The organism is Shouchella oshimensis, from assembly GCF_004375095.1.
Lineage (GTDB): Bacteria > Bacillota > Bacilli > Bacillales > Bacillaceae_D > Shouchella > Shouchella oshimensis.
Genome location: NZ_SNUX01000001.1, coordinates 586,687 through 604,614 on the forward strand (window position 1 = coordinate 586,687; position 17,928 = coordinate 604,614).

Genomic DNA, 17,928 nt, shown 5'->3' on the forward strand with positions numbered 1-17,928 from the left:
TTTATCTCTATAGAATAGAAACAAACGGTTTTTCTCATTAAGGTCTTTTTTTACCACAACAGCCGGTATTATGTTTTTTATCGGTAGCCGGCTTCGCAACTGGTTTCTTTGTCACGAAATAACCATGAGGATTCTTTTTGTACTGCATTGCAACCTCTCCTTATATAGAAATGAACGCCTTCTATTCTATGCAAAGATAAGAAAGTTTGTTTAAGGTTTAAAAATAAGCGCACATATTTAGACAACAGTCATACTATACAGTAGTCCGAACGCCTTTAGTTGCTTTGTTAGTATTAACAATTGCCTACTAACGGTTAAAATTAAAAGGAGGTCCCTCCATGAGTCACGATCATGAAAAACACAATGTTTGCATTAGTGTCCCTAAGGTCTTCGATTGGGTGACACGTCAAGTTGATTTACCAACACTTAGCTTTAGAGAGCCTGAACTTTCAACGCTCTTCCCTGATTGCACAGGTCCAACACCGGGACCAGGCTCGCTATGCGCTTTACTACAGGCATTCCCGAATTATCAAACGGTTTGCCGTGTGTTAGAAAATTCTCTTCTAACAAACGAAGTAACAAATCCATTTGGCCGCACAGAAGTTGAGGTTATATTACCGAATGGTGAAGAAGTTTGCTTAGAGAAAGTAAAAGTATTAGCAAAAGGATTAATTGAGGTTGATCTTTTAGATGAGCTTGGGAACCTAATCTGTACCTCAGATCCAATTGATTTTGCAACGATTCAAACGTTCTATCTTTGTGCTCCTGAAGGCACATCTGTAGATGCATTTATTTCTGCAGGTCAGTGTGACGCGGAAGTTGTTTGTGATGCAAACTTCTCCCAACTCGATATTTCATTCTCATTCTGCTTAGATGTTCATGTTTTTGCTGATGTTCGCTTAGAAATTGAAGCAGCTTACTGTAAGCCAAGACATGAATTCCCAGTATCTGATGTCATTTGCAGCGAGAACAAATTTCCACCTCAATGCCCAGTTGTTTTCCCTGGTAAAGGGTTCGGAAAGAAAACGTCTGTTAACTAAACAAGCGTAGGTCGCACTCGTATAGTGCGGCTTTTTTCTGTTTTTTACGTTCTAAGAGTAGATGCACAGCTTTTTCTTCTTATTTTCGAAACTGTCTCATAGACTGTACCAAGGGAAATCAAAAAAGTGAGGCGGTTTACGTGACGGAAGAACGAATGAATACGTTAGATAAAAAAATCATTCAACTGAATCAAAAAATTCTTCACTACCGTTCTGAGGTAGTAAAACAAGATCGATTATTAACAGATCAACGTAAACGGATCCATGATCAAGATACGGTCATTGAAGAATTAACACTTCGTCTAGAGGAATTAGCAAATGACCCGGCTGTTTCGGAAGTAGATTCTGCATCAAAAGTAGAAATCACTCCTTCTTTAGAGGAAAAGGACATTCAAGTAGACTCGTTTTTTACGTATGCAATAATGGCTCCATATGAAACAAATGAAGAGGAGCCCTTCGTCATTAAAGGGCACATGATTATTGAAAACCGTGGAGCATCAGCTTTAAATAACCCCGTCATTTGTTTAAGCTTTAATAAACCCGAGCTCGCAAATTTATCTGGTAGAATTGAACGTTCAAAGAACAATCTACAGCACTACTCAGTATCTCGTGAAGGCGTAACCGATACATGGAAATTTGTTGAGGAGCAAGCAGATAGGCATGCAAAACAAACAGGGCAATTCTGGCTCAGCCCTCCTATTGACACTATTCCAGCACGGTCATCTATCACATTTTCTGACTTTGAAGTGGTCATACCAGCAGTTAAAAAAAACACTTCCCTTTCTTTACAAATTACCGGCTTTGTATATGGAGCCGATTTGACTGAAGGGAAAGCATCTTTAAATACGATTGCTTTAACGGTATCATGAATGTTTTATTACTTACATCTCCTTCGGGAGGAGTCTATCATTTTTTTGAACATGCACTAAAAAAAGGGTTAACGGCATTTGCTACTGTTTACACCCAATCATACATTGCCTGTAATAGTCAGTCGTTGGTTCGGTATTGTCGACAAAACCAGATCAATTGGATCATCACATTTAATGGTTATTTTTTTTCAGCTAAAGATAAAGCGCTTTTTCATGCAAATAAGCTCCCTCCGTTAGCAGTTTGGTTAACAGAAGAGCCTTACCACACCACTTCATCACTAGATGTTCTCACATTCGCTACAGTAGCGTGGTCTGTTGAATCTGGGTCCACTGCATTTTACAAGGAACGTTCTACACCTATTTCTGTCAGCTATGTGCCTCTTGGCTACGATGATCAATCGTTTTATCCTGCAAAGGGTAACGACACTCCACAATATGACCTTGCGTTTGTCGGCTATCCATATGAAAGTCGAATAATGTGGTTAAAGCAAATTGAAGAGCACTTTTCTTTAAAGGTAGCCGTTGTCGGTCCTTGGCAGAAAGATGACCTGCCCTCAAAATTCGACCACATTGCCACTTGGTTACCACCTGAAAAGGTAGGCACCCTCTATCGTCAATCGCGTATTGTTTTAAATAGTTATCGAAGTGGGAGCAAAGAAATCGAAGCGAAAAGTATAAACAATCGTACATTTGAAATTGCTGCTACTGCAACCTGCCAGCTTAGTGAATATCGAAGCGGGATTCGAGATTTCTTTTCAGCAGCGGAAATTGCTACGTTTACAAATCAAGAAACCTTACGGACACAACTTCAAGAACTGGTAGAAAACGATGACGTTCGTAATCAGTACGCTCTTTTAAGTTATAAAAGGGTATCAGAGCATACGTTTTCACACCGAGCTCAGCAACTTTATAAAGAGCTTAACTCTTACTCTTCGTAAGAATTAAGCTCTTCTTTTGATAAGCATTGTTTTTTTAACTGATCATAAAGTGCGACTCCTGAGATTTCATCTACGAGCCACCCTCTCCCCATGGTTTTAACCGCTTCGGCTTGTGCACCTAAATTGAAAGTAAGAACTGGATAACCTAACGTCATTGCCTCATGTGTAGTAAAGGAAAAGGTTTCTGGAACGACAGACGGAATACAGATTACATCAATTTGATCTTTTCGTAACATTTCTTCTAAATTGTCGCCATTATAAGGGCCACGCTCTACTATTTTTCTTCGTTGCTTTAATGTTAAAGCGAGATCCCCATAAGAATAGAGCGCTAACGGAAGGGGAGCTTGCTCAAGATGATCTAATAGTTGAGCTACTACAACCTCTCCCTTATGTAAGAAGACGTTACCAAGAAAACCAAGCCTGAGTTCCTTATGGTTCTGCTGATTATGCTTTCGAATCACGCTTTGTTTCAAATGGGATAGTGAGTGAGGAGTAACGGTAATGTGTATATCAGGAAAATAGGCTAGATACATCTCTTTTGTAGAGACGCTTGGTGCAACAATGGCAGCTGCTTCTTTATAGAGGGTGTAGTAAAAATTTCTCCATTTATCGACTGTAAAAGAAGCACCTCCTGCTTTAATCAAAATAGGCCTGTTTGATGTTTCTGTTACGCAGCCCTCGCAGACCGAACTATCTTTTTCCATCTCACAATAGCGCTGTTTATGATTGATAAAAAAAACATTTGGACAAACCCCAAAAAAATCATGAAGATAGACGGTATATGGACAATCAAGGGTACGCAACAGTAGCTTCATGTCGCCAAGTGAAAACCCCCATAAATGGTGTAGCTCAATTTTTTTAATGGTCAGCTTTTTTAATCGGTTCATAAGCGCATAAATGGATGAATAGATCTCCTTTTTTCTATTGTTCCATACAAGCCAGAACTGGCGTGCCGTTGTAAAGCATTCAATCGTCTTGCCATTCAATCGTGTTTGGATATACTGACTGACGCCCCCGCCACCGTTATGATGTACAAGAAGAGTGTACATGAATTACATCCTTCTTGAGACGGACTCAACGAAAGCAGCTCCATATGCAATGCTGAGACAAAGGAAAATCGGAAAAAAGACGCTTGGTAGGAACCAAAAACCAATAAAAAAGAATACGGCTACCCATACACTCGTGCACCAATAACACGATAGCAAAGAGCCAATAAATTTACGTACACCTTTCCCTTTCGGATAGGCGTACAAGGTTCCATCTTCTTCTTTTAACTGAATAAAAGGGTTGCGAAACCATTCCATAATGTCGTCCGTTACGAAGAGTCTTGTCATTCTTGCTGTTGCTAATATTAAAATCAACCATTCAAACCACGTCATTTCCCACTCCTCCTCTTCTTTATGCATATGAATAAAGAAAAGAAGATATGAAAACAGGGCTTGTGTAAAAGAAAAAAGCGACCAATCACTTCGGTCGCTTTAAAGATTAAACAAGAGATAGTGTGCTATAACCGCCATCTACGTGAATGATTTCCCCTGTAATGCCACGAGATAGATCGCTAGCAAGAAACAGAGCTGTGTCTCCAACCTCTTCCTGTGTCGTCGTTTTACGTAATGGTGCTTTTTCTTCAATTTCTCTTAAAACATCATTAAAACCGCCAATTCCTTTTGCAGCAAGAGTACGAATCGGTCCAGCTGAAATAGCATTCACACGAATACCGTCTTTTCCTAAATCATTTGCTAAATATTTTACACTTGCATCAAGTGCCGCTTTCGCTACGCCCATCACATTGTAATTTTTCACAACACGCTCGCCACCTAAGTACGTTAACGTCATGACGCTTCCACCTTCTGTCATAAGCGGACGCGCAGCCTTACAAACAGCCGTTAATGAATATGCACTAATATTTTGAGCCAATAGATAGCCATCACGGGTAACGTTTAAATACTCCCCTTCTAATTCTTCTTTATTGGCGAAAGCAATACAGTGCGCAACACCAGAAATGGTTCCAACTTGTTCTTTAATGTCGTTAAACGTTGCATCAATTTCTTCGTCACTTGAAATATCACAAGGAAGAACAAGATGCTCTCCTTCAAGGGATTCAGCTAATGTCTTTACATTTTTTTCTAATCGTTCCCCTGCGTATGTAAATACGAGCTTTGCTCCTGCTTCATCTAGCGATCGCGCAATTGCCCATGCAATGCTTCGCTTATTCGCCACACCCATTACTACATATGTACGTCCAGTCAAATCAATTGATTTCATCTGTAAATCCTCCATTTTTTATTATCAGGTACTAATAGTTTATCACATTATTTATCAGTCAACTAGCATAGAAGGTAAAAAATCTTGATTCGCATCGTCTATCGTCATATCAGCGCAACGGTTCTTCCAATCTTTAGGGAGGGCACTTTTTATCACATACCTTTCTCCAGTTAGAGGTTGTGTAAATGCTAGCTGATAGCAATGCAACGCTTGATGAGTAAAAAACTGCTGATCACCACCATATAAGCCATCTCCTAGAAGGGGCAAGCCAATCGACTGAAGGTGCACACGTATTTGATGTGTTCTTCCTGTTTGCAATTCAAGCTGAAGGAGGCTTTCTTTCCCATTGCTGGCCAATCGTCTGTAATAGGTAAGAGCTGGCTTGCCATCAGCCCTTACTTCTCTTTCGATAATGCTTGAGGCTTTGCGACCTATTGGTGCGTTTATCAGCCCTTCTAATGTCGATACACCCGTGACTAATGCTGTATAATAGCGCTTTAATTCGCCTTGTTGCTGTGCTTTAGAAAGAAGATCGTGAGCATAGCGATGTTTCGCAATCATTAGTAAACCACTCGTTCCACGATCTAATCGATTAACCGCATGAAAAGTTGCAGCAATGTCTTGTTCTTGATAATAGTTCAACACCGCATTCGCTAATGTATGATCTGGATGATCATGGGAAGGAATCGTTGCCACCAGAGCCGGTTTTTCTACTACGAGAAGGTCTGTATCTTCATAGTGAATGGTGAGAGCCATTTTCTGTGGCTTTAAAGATGAACTTACTTGCTCAATAGGAAGACGTATTCGCACGTGATCCCCTTCGTTCACATTTGCTCTAACGGTGACTGGCTCATCGTTCAGATAGATCTCACCACCTTGAAATTTTATCGCAGACAGTAACCGTTTGGAGAGCTGCTTTTCTTCACGTAAAAAAGCGCGCAGTGAGAGATTTGCCTCACTTTGACTAACGCGCCAGTTTAATTCCTTTTTATTCACTGATGAACGACTCCTTCACTCGCTTCCAAAACGGAAACGGACGAAAGCGTGCAAAACGGACTTTTTCTTCCGCTACTCGACATTGAACAGTGTCAACGTTTTCTTCATAATTTGGCACATTAAAATGATCAATCGTTACTTGAACAGATACATCATTTAACAATTTCAATAAGCACGTATGGTGCTGAGGCAACACAAGTGGGGAACCTAACGTACGATAAACGCGATTGTTAATTGAAGCCATTTCAGATAGCTGAATCGATGCTAAGGATGGATGCAAAATAGCACCACCTAACGCTTTATTATATGCTGTGCTTCCTGAAGGCGTTGACATACAGAGGCCGTCTCCTCTAAATGTTTCAAATACCTCGCCTTTTATTTCGACGTTACATACTAGAGATCCTTCTGAACTTTTAATCGTTGATTCATTTAACGCTAAGTAGCGCCTTGAAGCTCGTCCATCTCGATATCGTATCACCACTTCTAATAAAGGGTACTCAACAATTTGATAAGGCGTTTTAATAATATGTGTGACTAGGTGGTCAGCCTCTTCTGGTACCCAGTCTGCATAAAAACCAAGATGCCCTGTATGTATACCTACAAAAGCAGTTTCTTCTAATCGGTGTGCATATAAATGAAACGCTTCAAGTAATGTGCCATCTCCACCTACAGTAATAACAATATCCGGTTCTTCATGATCAAGAAGTAAATCTGCTTTAAGTAACTTTTTTTTCATTGACTCACATAATTCATTCGAAAGGTTATCCCCCCTCGAAGCAACTGAGAACTTCACGCCATTAGCCTCCTGCCTATCCTCTATTTTGGCGTTGTTTTGCGGTAATGATCCGCTGCGCCTCTTGAACTTCATCCCGTATAATTGACATTTCCTCATCTAGCCAAAATGCAGCTTCAGACGCTCGTTGCAATCGCATGTTAATATCATCAGGGATCTCTCCACTGTATTTATAGCGTAATGAGTGCTCAATCGTTGCCCAAAAGTTCATCGACATTGTTCGAATTTGCAATTCGACAATGACATTTTCTCTACCCTTAATCGTATGAACAGGATACTGGAGCATCATGTGGTAGGAACGATACCCACTTGGTTTCTTTTCTTTTATATAATCACGTTCAGAGACGATGACAAAATCCGTTCGAGATCGGATTAAATCAATCACCTTATCAATATCTTCTACAAATTGGGTGACAATTCGAACACCGCCAATATCTTGCATCTCCCCTAAACGGTTAAGAGGGATTTGCTTTCGCTCTGCTTTATTTAAGATGCTAGAAATTGGTTTTACTCGGCCAGTAACAAATTCAATCGGTGTATGGAGAGATGTTTTTTGATATTGCTCGCGAATTCCCTTTAGTTTCACTTTTAACTCGTCTACCGCTTGTTTATAAGGAGTTAAGAAAGAATCCCAATCCATTTTTCATCACCTGCTTTTTCGCTATTCAAACACTGACTTCACTGCCAGTTCAAATGCTTCTCCATAATTTCCATTCCCTTGTATATTTTCTAACAAAAAAGCCATTTCATCATTGAACTGTGCTAATGTCAAACGAGTACTTTCATTCAGTTTCAAATAAAAGGTTGTGTCGCTTTCATAACCTCTCTTCAAATCAGGCCAAACATGTTCATCAAACCGTATACCATGGAAGCCTGTATGATCTTCAATAATATACAAAAATGCAAATTCATCAGAGTCCACTAAAATCCGCTCGCCATCCTTTAAGTCATTGGCACTACGATCGCTTACCTCCTGATCTAAATAGACCGTTGTTACGTCGTCCCCTACCTCAATTGATTGTACATGTAAATATTCCATATGACCCCTCCAACTTGCCTCTTTTTCCGATTATATCTTATCATAAATAAGAGCTAAAACACACATGATGAGTGTAAGCAACGAAAGGAGAGGTGAATAATGACAACAGAAATGGAATATGAAGCAAAATCTCTTCTGACAAAAGAAGAATACGAGCAATTCCAATACGTACTCGGCGAGAAAAAACCAATTACTCAGCAGAACGAGTATTTCGATACAGATTCATTTCATTTAAAACATGAAAAAGCTGCATTACGCATTCGAACGAAAGAAGGAAAAGTTGTTTTAACGTTAAAACAACAAACAGATGAAGGAATGGTGGAAACCCATCAACAATTAAAAGAAGCGGATCATGCTTTATTACGTTCAGGGACATTGCCTGAAGGGTCTGTAAAAAAAGCTATACAATCTCTCCTTCCAAATCAGACCTCTTTTTATCCATATGGTCAGTTGATCACACACCGAATTACGTATCCATATAAAGACGGGTTGCTTTGTCTTGATCACAGTGAGTACAATCATCAAGAAGATTATGAAATTGAATATGAAGGTACCTCGATGACTCAAGCAGTTGAAGTACTAACAGAACTGTTAACGCAACAGCAAATAACGTGTAAACCTGCCGCTAATAAAGTTGCTCGCTTCTTTTCAACCTCTCCGCACTTCACCGATAACTGAATCGTACGTAACAAAAGGAACCAAGCGCACGAAACGTTTGGTTCCTTGTTGTTAGGCTTGCTGGTACGTATTCATTACTTTCGGTACATACGCTTGGGTTTCTTTAAATGGCGGTATTCCGTTGTATTTATCAACGTTCCCTGGACCCGCATTATAGGCAGCTAGCGCCAGAGATACATTCCCGTTGTAACGGTTAAGCATGTCTTTTATATAACGGACGCCGCCTCGAATATTTTGTTCCGGATCAAATATAGATGTCACACCAAGCCCTCTTGCAGTTCCAGGCATAAGCTGCATCAATCCACTCGCGCCAGCAGAACTTACCGCTTTTTCATTAAAATTTGACTCGTGCTTGATGATCGCCATTGTCAGTTTTGGATCTACTTGATATTCATTCGAAATCCGTTCAATGAGAGGCATATAGGCTTGCGCGTTTGCAGAAAAAGAAGTACCGTTTGTCGATGAAGAGGAAGCACTTTGTGTAGGCACCTGCTCTAACTGTTGATTAAATAATGGCATTAAAAAAGGTAACGATAAAGAAGAAGATTGCGCAGAAGATGTTTGCTGCATCGCCGTCGCCAAAAACGTGCTAAAATCAGTTTGATCCGTGGTTACGGTTGGAACTGTGCTCGTATTTATGCGATCATAGCCTTGTGCTAGCGGCCAAAAATGAATAGTCAATCTTGTTCACCTACTTTTCACGAACATTTTCTTCTATTGTACAGGGAACTCCAAAATTAGACAATATGATTACCCTTTTTACTCGTTCTAAAACACATGATTTGCCCAACTGGATAAACGTTGCTACAATAGATATATGGTATTGATTTAAAAGGAGCGAGGGTAACCGTGCCTGACCAAAACAAAACTAGCCCTTATGCTTTAATGGGTGGAGACGCAACACTAGATCCTCTCGTTGAAGCTTTTTATGGCTACGTAAAAAACCATAGTGATTTAACTCATTTATTTCCTGACGATTTAACAGAAACAAAAGATAAGCAGAAAAAATTCTTAACGCAATTTTTTGGTGGTCCACAAGCATATACAGAGGAATACGGTCATCCGCGACTGAGGGCCCGTCACATGCCTTTTGTCATTAGTCCTGTACAAGCGGACGCATGGCTTGCTTGCATGGAAAAAGCGATGGACGACGTGCATTTATCAGGTGAAATTCGTGAATTTATGATGCAGCGACTTACATTAACCGCCCATCATATGGTGAATCACGCATCCGCACCAAGGTAAAAGAAAGGAGTTGTACCATGAACCTTAAACGTCATTCCTTTGAAGAGTGTAATCAAGAAATGGGTATTTGTGGCATCTCCGATTCACGTGAGCAATTGCCATTAAAAAAGCCGATTGAAATTTATTTCTTCATCGATCCACTTTGCCATGATTGTTGGACAATTGAACCGATTATAAAAAAGTTTCAAATTGAATATGGTCATTACTTTAAAGTAAGAATTCTTTTAGCAGGGAAATTATCGTATTGGAACGCTTTTAATCGCTCTTTAAAAAAGAAAAACAAACAAGAAACACAACTGGATCCAACGATGTGTTGTGCAGGTAAAGTCGAATTAAACAAAATGGATATTAATCCATACAATGCCTATATCGCAGTAAAAGCAGCAGAACTTCAAGGACCTCATGCTGGTCTTCGCTTCCTAAGAAAACTACGAGAAGCATTGTTTCTACGAAAATGCAACGTGACAGATGAAGCTATTTTAAAGCAATGTTCTAAAGAAGCTGGACTTGATGTCGATATCTTTTTAGATGACCTGCATTCTAAGACTGCTACAAAAGCCTTGCAATGTGATATTCAGACCACATCAGAAATGGATGTTGAATCTGTACCAAGTCTCGTTTTTTTTAACGGCAACTCTGAAGAAGCCGGTATAAAAATTTCTGGTCATTACCCTTATCACATATATGTGCAGCTATTAGAAGACATGTTAGGTTTTACCCCTGAGCGAGCATCCCATCCAAACTTGGAGGCATTCCTTTGTCATTATGGATTTTTAGCAACCTCAGAAATTGCTACTGTTCTTGATAAATCGCCTGAAGAGGTCGAACGTTCATTAAAGTCGTTAATGCTTCAGCAAAAAGTAGAGGCGGTCCCGTTCAAATATGGAACTTTTTGGAAATGGATTGCATAAGAAAAGCTACGTATCTTTGACTAGATACGTAGCTTTTTTATATTGCAAAGAGAATGTGACATGCAAAGTCTATCTTAACGTATAATGAAAGTAGAATGCAAGTATTTCTTTATGAACTTTTGCTATTTCTCGTTTCACAAAGGAGCGTCGATCCATTGAAAAAAAGCATGTTCTTCCTTCGTTTGTTGCTGTTGTTTGGTGCATTTGGGCTATACTTAATGAGTTTGTTGCATTTATTTCCCATCTGGATTGCCACACCGTTATTGTTTGGCGCCAGCTACTTTCTCTTTAGGCCAAATCAAAAGAAACACCGGTTTAAAGGCTATCGATCACGGGGTTAAGATGATTATTCGGCAAGCAATTCCTCAAGCTCATTCAACGTGTCTTCAAATCGTTTCATCGTTACCTGTACAGGTTCTTTTGATGTCATATCAACACCAGCTTTTTTCAGAAGCTCAATCGGAAAATCGGTCATGCCAGATTGTAAAAACGTAATAAAACGGTCAGCTGCAGGCTTTCCTTCTTTGTGAATGGCATCTGATAAAGCGACAGCAGCACTATAACCGGTTGCATATTGATACACATAATAGTTCATAAAGAAGTGAGGGATTCGTGCCCATTCATAGGCGATGGCGTCATCTGTAATCACATCAGGCCCATAATACTTCTCATTTAACTCTTTATACGCTTTTGCTAGTGCGTCTTTTGTAATGGCCTGACCTTTTTCATGATGCTTATGAAGAAAATGCTCAAATTCAGCAAACATTGTTTGACGAAAAACAGTTGTTCTCATCCCATCTAATAATTGATTCAGTAGGTAGATTCTCTTCTGCTTTGTTGTTTCCTTTTTCATTAAATAATCGTGTAGCATCAGCTCATTTAGCGTTGATGCTACTTCTGCTAGAAAAATAGTGTAACGACCATACACCGGAGGCTGATTCTCTCGAGTAAAATAGCTGTGAACACTATGACCAAACTCATGTGTAAGAGTCGACAAACTCGTATACGTGTCCTGCCAATTCATTAAGATGAACGGCTTTGTTCCATAGCTGCCTCCACTATAAGCACCACTATCTTTCCCTTTATTTTCATATAAATCAACCCATCGCTCGTTAAGCCCTTTTTGGACTATGTCTACATATTCATCTCCAAGAGGTGCAAGGGATGAAAGCATCGTTTCTTTTGCCTCTTCATAGGTGAAAGGTAATTGAACATCTTGTACAATTGGTGTGTATAAATCGTACATATGTAATGTTTCTAGCTTTAATAAGCGTTTTCTAAGGCGCATATAACGGTGTAAAAGAGGCAAGTTCTTTTCAACCTTTTCAACTAGCTGGTCATACACACGTTCTGGGATATACGTTTCATCGAGGGCTGCTGCCCTTGCTGAATCATAGCCTCTCATCGTCGCTTCAAACTGTTTTGCTTTTACTTCCCCACTTAAAATGGACGCAATTGTATGACTAAATTGCTCATATGAAGCATAGTAAGACTCGTATACTTGTTTTCGGATAAATCGATTTGGCTGCGCCATAAGCGTTATAAATCTACCTGGTGTTACCGTGATGTCTTCTCCCTTTTCATCTTTGACCGTCTTAAACGTCATATCTGCATTTGTTAGGAGGGAGTAGGTTTTTCTAGAAGCTGCAAAGGGTTCTTGTAATCGGGATAGTAACGCTTCTTCTTTCTCCGACAAAATATGATCTTTTCGATGATGGATGAATGCAATGTACTGCTTGTATTTCTGCAACGGCTTGTATGATTGTAAAAACTGCGCTAATTCCGATTCACTCATTTGTAAGATCTCTGGTTGCACAAAAGCCGTTTTATCATTGAAATCTACGTACAGCTGTGATCCTTTTTCGCTGCGCTCTTGTAAAACCGAGTTTGTTGTGTCAACATCACTACTATGACGAGCATAGACTAAGATCTTTGTAGCCTCTACTTCCAAATCATAGTACGCTTCTAAAACTTGAAACACTGTGCTTGCTGAAGATACTACTTTCCCTTTATACTTTTGAAACCCCTCCACTTGTGTACGCAACTCTCTACAAGCGTCTTCCCATTGTTCGGGTGTACTATAAATTGATTCCAAGTCCCAAGTTGACTCTTCCGGAACTTCTTCTCGTCTTACTACTTTTTCTTCTGCCATTCCGCGTACCTCCTTCTGTATCGTTTTTTCATTATAACAAGTATTTAGAACAATAGCATCACGACAAATACATCTCTCTTTTTTTATTTTGTTCTGACCATTTTTGTACTAAAATCGTTTCACTATCAGGCGTTTCTTTTGCCGAATAGACTCGTTTACATACGAGAGGTGAATCAGGTAGTTTTTCCAAATAACGAAAGGAAATGAGAAGCTCCAAGTATTGTACAACTAACGTTGGAACAACCCTTTTGTAGGAGCATTGAGCACGCAGCCCCCATTGAAAGTGTTTACCTAAGGTAGTCAATCGTTGGTTGATAGTCGTAAAGGAGAAAGGCTTCTGGAGGGGAAAATGTTCTAAAAGATCAAATATGAAGAAGGTTTGCCATACGTGAGGAGGCGCTGCCACATATACTTGAGCCGGTAATGTCCATCCAATTAATGAAGGGATGCGATCTAACCGCATTTGTTGGTAATAAGGAAGAAGGAAGGGATAACTGAGCATCATTTGTGTAGCTGCTTTTTGACGGTATCGTACGTATTCACTATTTAATGAGGTTGCAGGTCGCCAGGGAGGTGAGAATAAGCGTTGAGGAGTTAGTTGATTTATTCTGATAAAATCACAATTAGCAAGGATAAGATTCCCATGTAAACTGAACACATTGGATAGAAAGCAAAACACCTTTTGAATGGGGTCAAAATAATAGAGGTATCGACTGTGGTTGTATAGATAAATGGCATAAAATTCAAATTCCTGCAGTAGAAATTGAGCAGCATGTTTTCGCTTTAATCGCTGTGCACCAAGTATCCAGAGCGGCACAATATTTAACGATCGGTAGGCATTGTTACGAGTAATCATATCTTCTGTACTTATAGTAGAACATTGATATTCAATTGCAATACCTTTTTTGGCTGTTTGGACGTGAATATCTGGACGTTGTTTTGTTTGCGGTAAGTAATGTTCCATTGATGTTTTTGGGAAGGTGTGCAAGAAGAAAGCGTGGAGGATTTCTTTTCCTTTTTGGTGAAGAAGGGATTCATTCGTCGAGCTCCCCTTAGATGTGGATAATGTACGATGAGCAAAGTGCCATCGACGTTTTGCTCCTAGCCGCAAGACAACTTCTTGCTTACAGCTTTGACAAAAGAACGCCTCTTCTAGCCTTTTTTTTACCCAGTATTGTCTTGAATGCGAATCATGAATGTGCACTAGAACACCTTTTTGATTTTTCGCCGTATACAAACTACCTCTCCTTTCTTTCTTAATAAAAGATATTCTCGTTATCGTTTTCATAATCCTCCTTTCATCACAAAAAAAAAGAAACGTCTGTTGACGTTCCTTTTTAAAACGCTTGCTTTATGATACTCAATCCATTTGTCACAGCAATTTCTTTTCCGTACTCTTTTAGCCTATGAATCGTCAATTCTGACTCGTAGCCAAACTCTAACATACGACTTAATAAATTGTCTTGTTCATCTTCTGTATAATGATCGTTATTAAAGTGGATGTGCAAATAGTAACGACCTTCGTAATGATATAGGCTATTCGCCAAAAACTCAGGCTGCACGGAATGACTTAGAGAAATAACATCTTCGAATTCTCTAAAACCGATAATAATCTCAAGTTGATCGTATTGTGAGTCCACTTGCTTATTTAATTCGTCTAGCTCCGTGTTCTCTTCCTCGATCTCTTCTTCTTTAACCGGAATCTCGAGCTTCATATTTCCATCAGAAATTTGGCCACGTGTCACGAGAATTTCTAAGCCTTTATCGTGTGCATGGACTTGAATCCATAGAGGACCATCAAGCTCAAAGTCATCACGATCACTTGCTTCATTCATCATGTCATAAAAGAGTTCTTCTCCTCGTTCACGATTATACCAGATCTCTTCACGCTCGAAACCACGTTCCTCAATATCTTTATAGGTAATAAAAAATCGAATTGTTGTATCGTTTACGCGTTCAATCTCCATTCTCGCTCCCCCTCCTAACGGATTATGGTTGTCACACTCAAGAAGTGAGCAGATCCTCTATTTCTATTGTATGATAGATCAGAAAAAAATGAAATGAATCTGCATGCTTTCGGCGAGATTATTGATTTATAATTCTCTCTTATTGAGAGAAGAAAGTCAAGAAAAAAACCTTCTGTATCCAACAGAAGGTCATTAATTTACAAGACGTTGTGCTTCTTGAAGTTGGAATGTACGAACTTTTCGTGGCAAAAAGCGACGAATTTCCGCATCATTATACCCTACTTGAAGACGCTTCTCATCAAATATAATCGGTCTACGTAATAATCCAGGATTATCACTAATAATTGTAAATAACTTTTGTAGCGGCAAAGATTCCAGTTCAACATCAAGCTCTTGAAAAACTTTCGAGCGTGTTGAAATGATCTCATCTGTACCGTCTTCAGTCATACGAACGACATGTTTTACTTCTTCTACAGAGAGTGGTGCTGCAAAAATATTCCGCTCTTCAAATGGAATATCATGCTCTTCTAACCATGCTTTTGCTTTTCTACAAGATGTACAACTAGGGGATGTTAGTAGTGTGACCATCTTATTGAATCTCTCCTTTACATCATTATCAATTGGACTTCTATTTGCATTCGTTCACTTAATCACATTCTTATTATACAATTTTGTCTAATAGTTGTATAGTGTTGAACCGTAAAACTTATACAAAGATTAAACAAAAAGTATGTGAAAGACTACAACTAATTATATAATTACCCCGATTTGTTTTTGTTTAAACCTATTTTTTCTTTTATTTATTGCTTTCACGCATAAAAGTAGGAGGGTTTTTAATTCTAATCGTTACAGTTTAATCTAAAAACAACATAACGCTCTCTATATGACAACTGTCATATAAAGAGCGTTACTCGCTTACCTATTTTAAGCACTACATTTTTTCGATTGTGGATACGGGTGGTCATTTAGACGACGTTTTCGAAACTTGCCAAAACGCTTCCGCAATAAATCTTCCCAAATTCGTCGTTTCTTTTTATTTTTTTGCTTTTTTTTCTTTTGCACACAAACACCACCTTTTCAAGAAGGTTTCACAGGTTTGCTTTCTTCCTCATACGTTAATACTTTGTTAACGGGCTCATAGGATTCACCATATAAATGTTTATCTTTATACGTATGAATCGTTTCGTACGTGTGTTTCATTTGTTCATAAATTGTATTCTCATCGTCGTTCTCTGGTGACCAAAAAAGAATTTCTAATTCATTGACTTCATTCGTCGCTAGAGAACGCCGACGATAGCCGATTGATTTAGCATGAGTAAAACCTTCTCGTTTATAGAACCGCTGTCTTTTTTTTGTATCTGTGTCTTCATAATCAACAGGTTCTACTTCTAGTATAATCGGCTTTTTCTTATTTTTCAATTGGTCCAATAATTTTTTCCCTAAACCTGCTCCTCTCGCATTGCTTGAAACAAACAGATAATCGACAAACACAAATTCGTCTGTTTCCACGTACATGAGTACATGTTGATCACTCTCGTCTTTGTGATAAATATCACCTTTCTCTTTTAACAAAAGTTTCATATGCTCTTCCGATTTCATTTCCTCAATAGGAAAATACTCTGCAAGTTTATCATACCAAGTTTTCATGACACATTTCCTCCTTTTTATTGCTACTATACCGTCATTTCACCAATTACAAACCTACTCTCTTGTAGTATTTCCTGACGAGTCGATCTTATGAATACGTTCCCCCTTTTAAAAAAGGTTGTTTAACTCGGTCTACACCAAGTTAAACAACCTCTTCTTTATGGATTCACGTAATTAACGCCTTCTGTATACGAGTTACTTGCATTCCAAAGTAAAAATTCATGAATATCATTGTCATGAAGTGCTTTAATCTGTGCTTCAACTTCATTTACACCATAATTTATATAGTTTCCAGACCCTAAATAACTGGCTGTAAAATCTTGTAGCCAAGGTCTTTGAACAGGCTTTTCATCACCTAACTCAGCTAGCACATCGTTTTCTAATTGAGAGTACTCATCCATTACTTCATATGGATACAAATCTGGCTTATCAATATCACCAATGGAAAACGGTCCCCAGTGGCTCGGGTACGGCATTGATGAAATAACGTCAACATTCTTAGAGATTTTCACGAAATCTTGTCCTACATTTTCTTCAAAACCACGCGCTGCAGCACCGAAGATATCAACAGATACATCTACACCAAAAGGCTGTAATTCTTCTCGGGCATAGCCAACAAAATCTGCAACTGCGTCAATTCGACTTTCAACAGTAGCTCCATCACCTTCATCATAGTTCCCTAAACCATACTCTAAACTGTCAGAACGGCCTAAGAAACCTTCTGGGAAGCGAACATAGTCAAACTGAATGTCTTTAAAGCCCATTTTCGCAGCTTCTTTTGCCACTTCTACATTGTAATCCCATACTTCTTCTAAAAATGGATTGACAAACGCATCACCATTTCGGTTTTTCCATAACTGACCATTGCTTTCTCTAAAAGAAAGCTCAGGCTTTAAGTCAGCAAGAACTGAGTCTTTAAACACAACAATTCGCGCAATAGGATATATATCATTCTCTTCTAAAACCGACATCATTGCAGCAGGATCATCAATATAGTTTTTTGCAATATCGTAAAATGGAGAATCCTCTTCAGGCATATACGTAATGTTTCCAGTATCATCCTTTATGTCAATGACCATTGAATTAATATCTGTCTCATTTACAAAATCAACAAGTGTATTTAATCTTGAGCCTCCTGCAGAATGAGCAGTTAAAAAGATCCCTCTTACGCCGTCTTCAGGATAATCAAACTGATAGCCAGATTGATAGACAAATCGAGCAGATGACGAAGGAATTTCGAACGTTTTGCTTTCACTTGTTACCTTTTGCGAATGCATTAATGCCACACCTGAATCTGCTTTTGCCTCTGTCGTTGCCATTAAAAACAATGCAGACCCAAGTGCACCTGCACCGATCGTAAAACAAGTTCGTTTTAAAAAATTATTCAT

The 17,928-nt window shown here is 39.0% G+C and carries 22 protein-coding genes; 7 read left to right on the plus strand and 15 right to left on the minus strand.

Going from position 1 to position 17,928, the window contains the following annotated elements:
* The first annotated feature begins 338 nt into the window (after nt 1-338).
* The 3 genes from E2L03_RS03085 to E2L03_RS03095 all read left to right on the plus strand — a co-directional run bounded on the left by E2L03_RS03085 (nt 339) and on the right by E2L03_RS03095 (nt 2,847).
* The gene (locus E2L03_RS03085; protein WP_134258554.1) at nt 339-1,040 is read left to right on the plus strand and encodes a BMQ_0737 family morphogenetic spore coat protein; all 702 of its coding nucleotides are present in this window, start codon (nt 339-341) and stop codon (nt 1,038-1,040) included.
* 155 nt (nt 1,041-1,195) lie between these two features.
* Entirely contained in the window at nt 1,196-1,909 is a 714-nt protein-coding gene (locus tag E2L03_RS03090; protein ID WP_166740173.1) for a hypothetical protein, read from the plus strand.
* A complete protein-coding gene (locus E2L03_RS03095; RefSeq protein WP_038481383.1) occupies nt 1,906-2,847 on the plus strand; it encodes a CgeB family protein in 942 nt (313 codons plus the stop codon). Before E2L03_RS03090 ends, E2L03_RS03095 begins: the two co-directional genes overlap by 4 nt.
* Here the strand turns inward: E2L03_RS03095 and E2L03_RS03100 are convergent.
* The 7 genes from E2L03_RS03100 to E2L03_RS03130 form a co-directional block, all read right to left on the minus strand.
* Nucleotides 2,835-3,896: a glycosyltransferase gene (locus E2L03_RS03100; RefSeq protein ID WP_134258555.1), complete on the minus strand. Its 1,062-nt coding sequence runs from the start codon at nt 3,894-3,896 to the stop codon at nt 2,835-2,837. The two genes, E2L03_RS03095 and E2L03_RS03100, sit on opposite strands and share 13 nt — an antisense overlap.
* A gap of 3 nt (nt 3,897-3,899) precedes the next feature.
* On the minus strand, nt 3,900-4,226 hold the full coding sequence (locus E2L03_RS03105; protein ID WP_038481389.1) for a DUF1360 domain-containing protein: 327 nt from the start codon (nt 4,224-4,226) through the stop codon (nt 3,900-3,902).
* A gap of 106 nt (nt 4,227-4,332) precedes the next feature.
* The gene (fabI, locus tag E2L03_RS03110) at nt 4,333-5,112 is read right to left on the minus strand and encodes an enoyl-ACP reductase FabI (RefSeq protein WP_038481392.1); all 780 of its coding nucleotides are present in this window, start codon (nt 5,110-5,112) and stop codon (nt 4,333-4,335) included.
* A gap of 54 nt (nt 5,113-5,166) precedes the next feature.
* Nucleotides 5,167-6,108 carry an RluA family pseudouridine synthase gene (locus tag E2L03_RS03115; protein ID WP_078440086.1) on the minus strand — a complete coding sequence of 314 codons (942 nt, stop codon included), beginning with the start codon at nt 6,106-6,108 and terminating at the stop codon, nt 5,167-5,169.
* The gene (locus E2L03_RS03120) at nt 6,101-6,901 is read right to left on the minus strand and encodes an NAD kinase (protein WP_038481394.1); all 801 of its coding nucleotides are present in this window, start codon (nt 6,899-6,901) and stop codon (nt 6,101-6,103) included. Before E2L03_RS03120 ends, E2L03_RS03115 begins: the two co-directional genes overlap by 8 nt.
* A 16-nt stretch (nt 6,902-6,917) precedes the next feature.
* The gene (locus E2L03_RS03125) at nt 6,918-7,541 is read right to left on the minus strand and encodes a GTP pyrophosphokinase (protein ID WP_038481397.1); all 624 of its coding nucleotides are present in this window, start codon (nt 7,539-7,541) and stop codon (nt 6,918-6,920) included.
* Nucleotides 7,542-7,562: 21 nt separating this feature from the next.
* Entirely contained in the window at nt 7,563-7,940 is a 378-nt protein-coding gene (locus E2L03_RS03130; protein WP_055736330.1) for a UPF0738 family protein, read from the minus strand.
* Nucleotides 7,941-8,039: 99 nt separating this feature from the next.
* Between E2L03_RS03130 and E2L03_RS03135 the strand changes: the two genes are divergently transcribed.
* On the plus strand, nt 8,040-8,618 hold the full coding sequence (locus E2L03_RS03135) for a CYTH domain-containing protein (RefSeq protein WP_124742291.1): 579 nt from the start codon (nt 8,040-8,042) through the stop codon (nt 8,616-8,618).
* A 51-nt stretch (nt 8,619-8,669) separates the two neighbouring features.
* On the opposite strand, the gene E2L03_RS03140 is transcribed toward E2L03_RS03135, so the two are convergent.
* Nucleotides 8,670-9,299, minus strand: coding sequence for a lytic transglycosylase domain-containing protein (locus E2L03_RS03140; protein WP_236702397.1), 630 nt, complete (start codon nt 9,297-9,299; stop codon nt 8,670-8,672).
* 168 nt (nt 9,300-9,467) lie between these two features.
* Between E2L03_RS03140 and E2L03_RS03145 the strand changes: the two genes are divergently transcribed.
* The 3 genes from E2L03_RS03145 to E2L03_RS03155 all read left to right on the plus strand — a co-directional run bounded on the left by E2L03_RS03145 (nt 9,468) and on the right by E2L03_RS03155 (nt 11,115).
* On the plus strand, nt 9,468-9,863 hold the full coding sequence (locus tag E2L03_RS03145; protein ID WP_038481403.1) for a globin domain-containing protein: 396 nt from the start codon (nt 9,468-9,470) through the stop codon (nt 9,861-9,863).
* Nucleotides 9,864-9,880: 17 nt separating this feature from the next.
* The gene (locus tag E2L03_RS03150) at nt 9,881-10,774 is read left to right on the plus strand and encodes a ClpXP adapter SpxH family protein (protein WP_038481406.1); all 894 of its coding nucleotides are present in this window, start codon (nt 9,881-9,883) and stop codon (nt 10,772-10,774) included.
* Between the two features lie 155 nt (nt 10,775-10,929).
* On the plus strand, nt 10,930-11,115 hold the full coding sequence (locus tag E2L03_RS03155; RefSeq protein ID WP_124742292.1) for a hypothetical protein: 186 nt from the start codon (nt 10,930-10,932) through the stop codon (nt 11,113-11,115).
* 5 nt (nt 11,116-11,120) lie between these two features.
* On the opposite strand, the gene pepF is transcribed toward E2L03_RS03155, so the two are convergent.
* The 7 genes from pepF to E2L03_RS03185 form a co-directional block, all read right to left on the minus strand.
* The gene (pepF, locus tag E2L03_RS03160) at nt 11,121-12,926 is read right to left on the minus strand and encodes an oligoendopeptidase F (protein WP_134258556.1); all 1,806 of its coding nucleotides are present in this window, start codon (nt 12,924-12,926) and stop codon (nt 11,121-11,123) included.
* A gap of 58 nt (nt 12,927-12,984) precedes the next feature.
* The gene (locus E2L03_RS03165; protein WP_134258557.1) at nt 12,985-14,214 is read right to left on the minus strand and encodes a competence protein CoiA; all 1,230 of its coding nucleotides are present in this window, start codon (nt 14,212-14,214) and stop codon (nt 12,985-12,987) included.
* Between the two features lie 49 nt (nt 14,215-14,263).
* Nucleotides 14,264-14,893: an adaptor protein MecA gene (gene mecA / locus E2L03_RS03170; RefSeq protein WP_038481418.1), complete on the minus strand. Its 630-nt coding sequence runs from the start codon at nt 14,891-14,893 to the stop codon at nt 14,264-14,266.
* Nucleotides 14,894-15,085: 192 nt separating this feature from the next.
* Nucleotides 15,086-15,481, minus strand: a complete 396-nt coding sequence (spxA, locus tag E2L03_RS03175) for a transcriptional regulator SpxA (protein WP_035397066.1) — start codon at nt 15,479-15,481, stop codon at nt 15,086-15,088.
* 336 nt (nt 15,482-15,817) lie between these two features.
* Entirely contained in the window at nt 15,818-15,955 is a 138-nt protein-coding gene (locus E2L03_RS20195) for a hypothetical protein (RefSeq protein ID WP_158318532.1), read from the minus strand.
* Between the two features lie 15 nt (nt 15,956-15,970).
* Entirely contained in the window at nt 15,971-16,540 is a 570-nt protein-coding gene (locus E2L03_RS03180; protein ID WP_038481421.1) for a GNAT family N-acetyltransferase, read from the minus strand.
* 158 nt (nt 16,541-16,698) lie between these two features.
* Entirely contained in the window at nt 16,699-17,928 is a 1,230-nt protein-coding gene (locus tag E2L03_RS03185; protein ID WP_241741917.1) for a putative glycoside hydrolase, read from the minus strand.

What these genes read in the sequence shown, in the direction of transcription:
- E2L03_RS03130 (WP_055736330.1), bottom strand. Translation starts at nt 7,940, where the DNA reads ATGGAATATTTACATGTACAATCAATTGAGGTAGGGGACGACGTAACA.
- E2L03_RS03150 (WP_038481406.1), top strand. Translation starts at nt 9,881, where the DNA reads ATGAACCTTAAACGTCATTCCTTTGAAGAGTGTAATCAAGAAATGGGT.
- pepF (WP_134258556.1), bottom strand. Translation starts at nt 12,926, where the DNA reads ATGGCAGAAGAAAAAGTAGTAAGACGAGAAGAAGTTCCGGAAGAGTCA.
- fabI (WP_038481392.1), bottom strand. Translation starts at nt 5,112, where the DNA reads ATGAAATCAATTGATTTGACTGGACGTACATATGTAGTAATGGGTGTG.
- mecA (WP_038481418.1), bottom strand. Translation starts at nt 14,893, where the DNA reads ATGGAGATTGAACGCGTAAACGATACAACAATTCGATTTTTTATTACC.
- E2L03_RS03105 (WP_038481389.1), bottom strand. Translation starts at nt 4,226, where the DNA reads ATGACGTGGTTTGAATGGTTGATTTTAATATTAGCAACAGCAAGAATG.
- E2L03_RS03090 (WP_166740173.1), top strand. Translation starts at nt 1,196, where the DNA reads ATGAATACGTTAGATAAAAAAATCATTCAACTGAATCAAAAAATTCTT.
- E2L03_RS03180 (WP_038481421.1), bottom strand. Translation starts at nt 16,540, where the DNA reads ATGAAAACTTGGTATGATAAACTTGCAGAGTATTTTCCTATTGAGGAA.
- spxA (WP_035397066.1), bottom strand. Translation starts at nt 15,481, where the DNA reads ATGGTCACACTACTAACATCCCCTAGTTGTACATCTTGTAGAAAAGCA.
- E2L03_RS03135 (WP_124742291.1), top strand. Translation starts at nt 8,040, where the DNA reads ATGACAACAGAAATGGAATATGAAGCAAAATCTCTTCTGACAAAAGAA.
- E2L03_RS03125 (WP_038481397.1), bottom strand. Translation starts at nt 7,541, where the DNA reads ATGGATTGGGATTCTTTCTTAACTCCTTATAAACAAGCGGTAGACGAG.
- E2L03_RS03095 (WP_038481383.1), top strand. Translation starts at nt 1,906, where the DNA reads ATGAATGTTTTATTACTTACATCTCCTTCGGGAGGAGTCTATCATTTT.
- E2L03_RS03165 (WP_134258557.1), bottom strand. Translation starts at nt 14,214, where the DNA reads ATGAAAACGATAACGAGAATATCTTTTATTAAGAAAGAAAGGAGAGGT.
- E2L03_RS03100 (WP_134258555.1), bottom strand. Translation starts at nt 3,896, where the DNA reads ATGTACACTCTTCTTGTACATCATAACGGTGGCGGGGGCGTCAGTCAG.
- E2L03_RS03085 (WP_134258554.1), top strand. Translation starts at nt 339, where the DNA reads ATGAGTCACGATCATGAAAAACACAATGTTTGCATTAGTGTCCCTAAG.
- E2L03_RS03185 (WP_241741917.1), bottom strand. Translation starts at nt 17,928, where the DNA reads ATGAATAATTTTTTAAAACGAACTTGTTTTACGATCGGTGCAGGTGCA.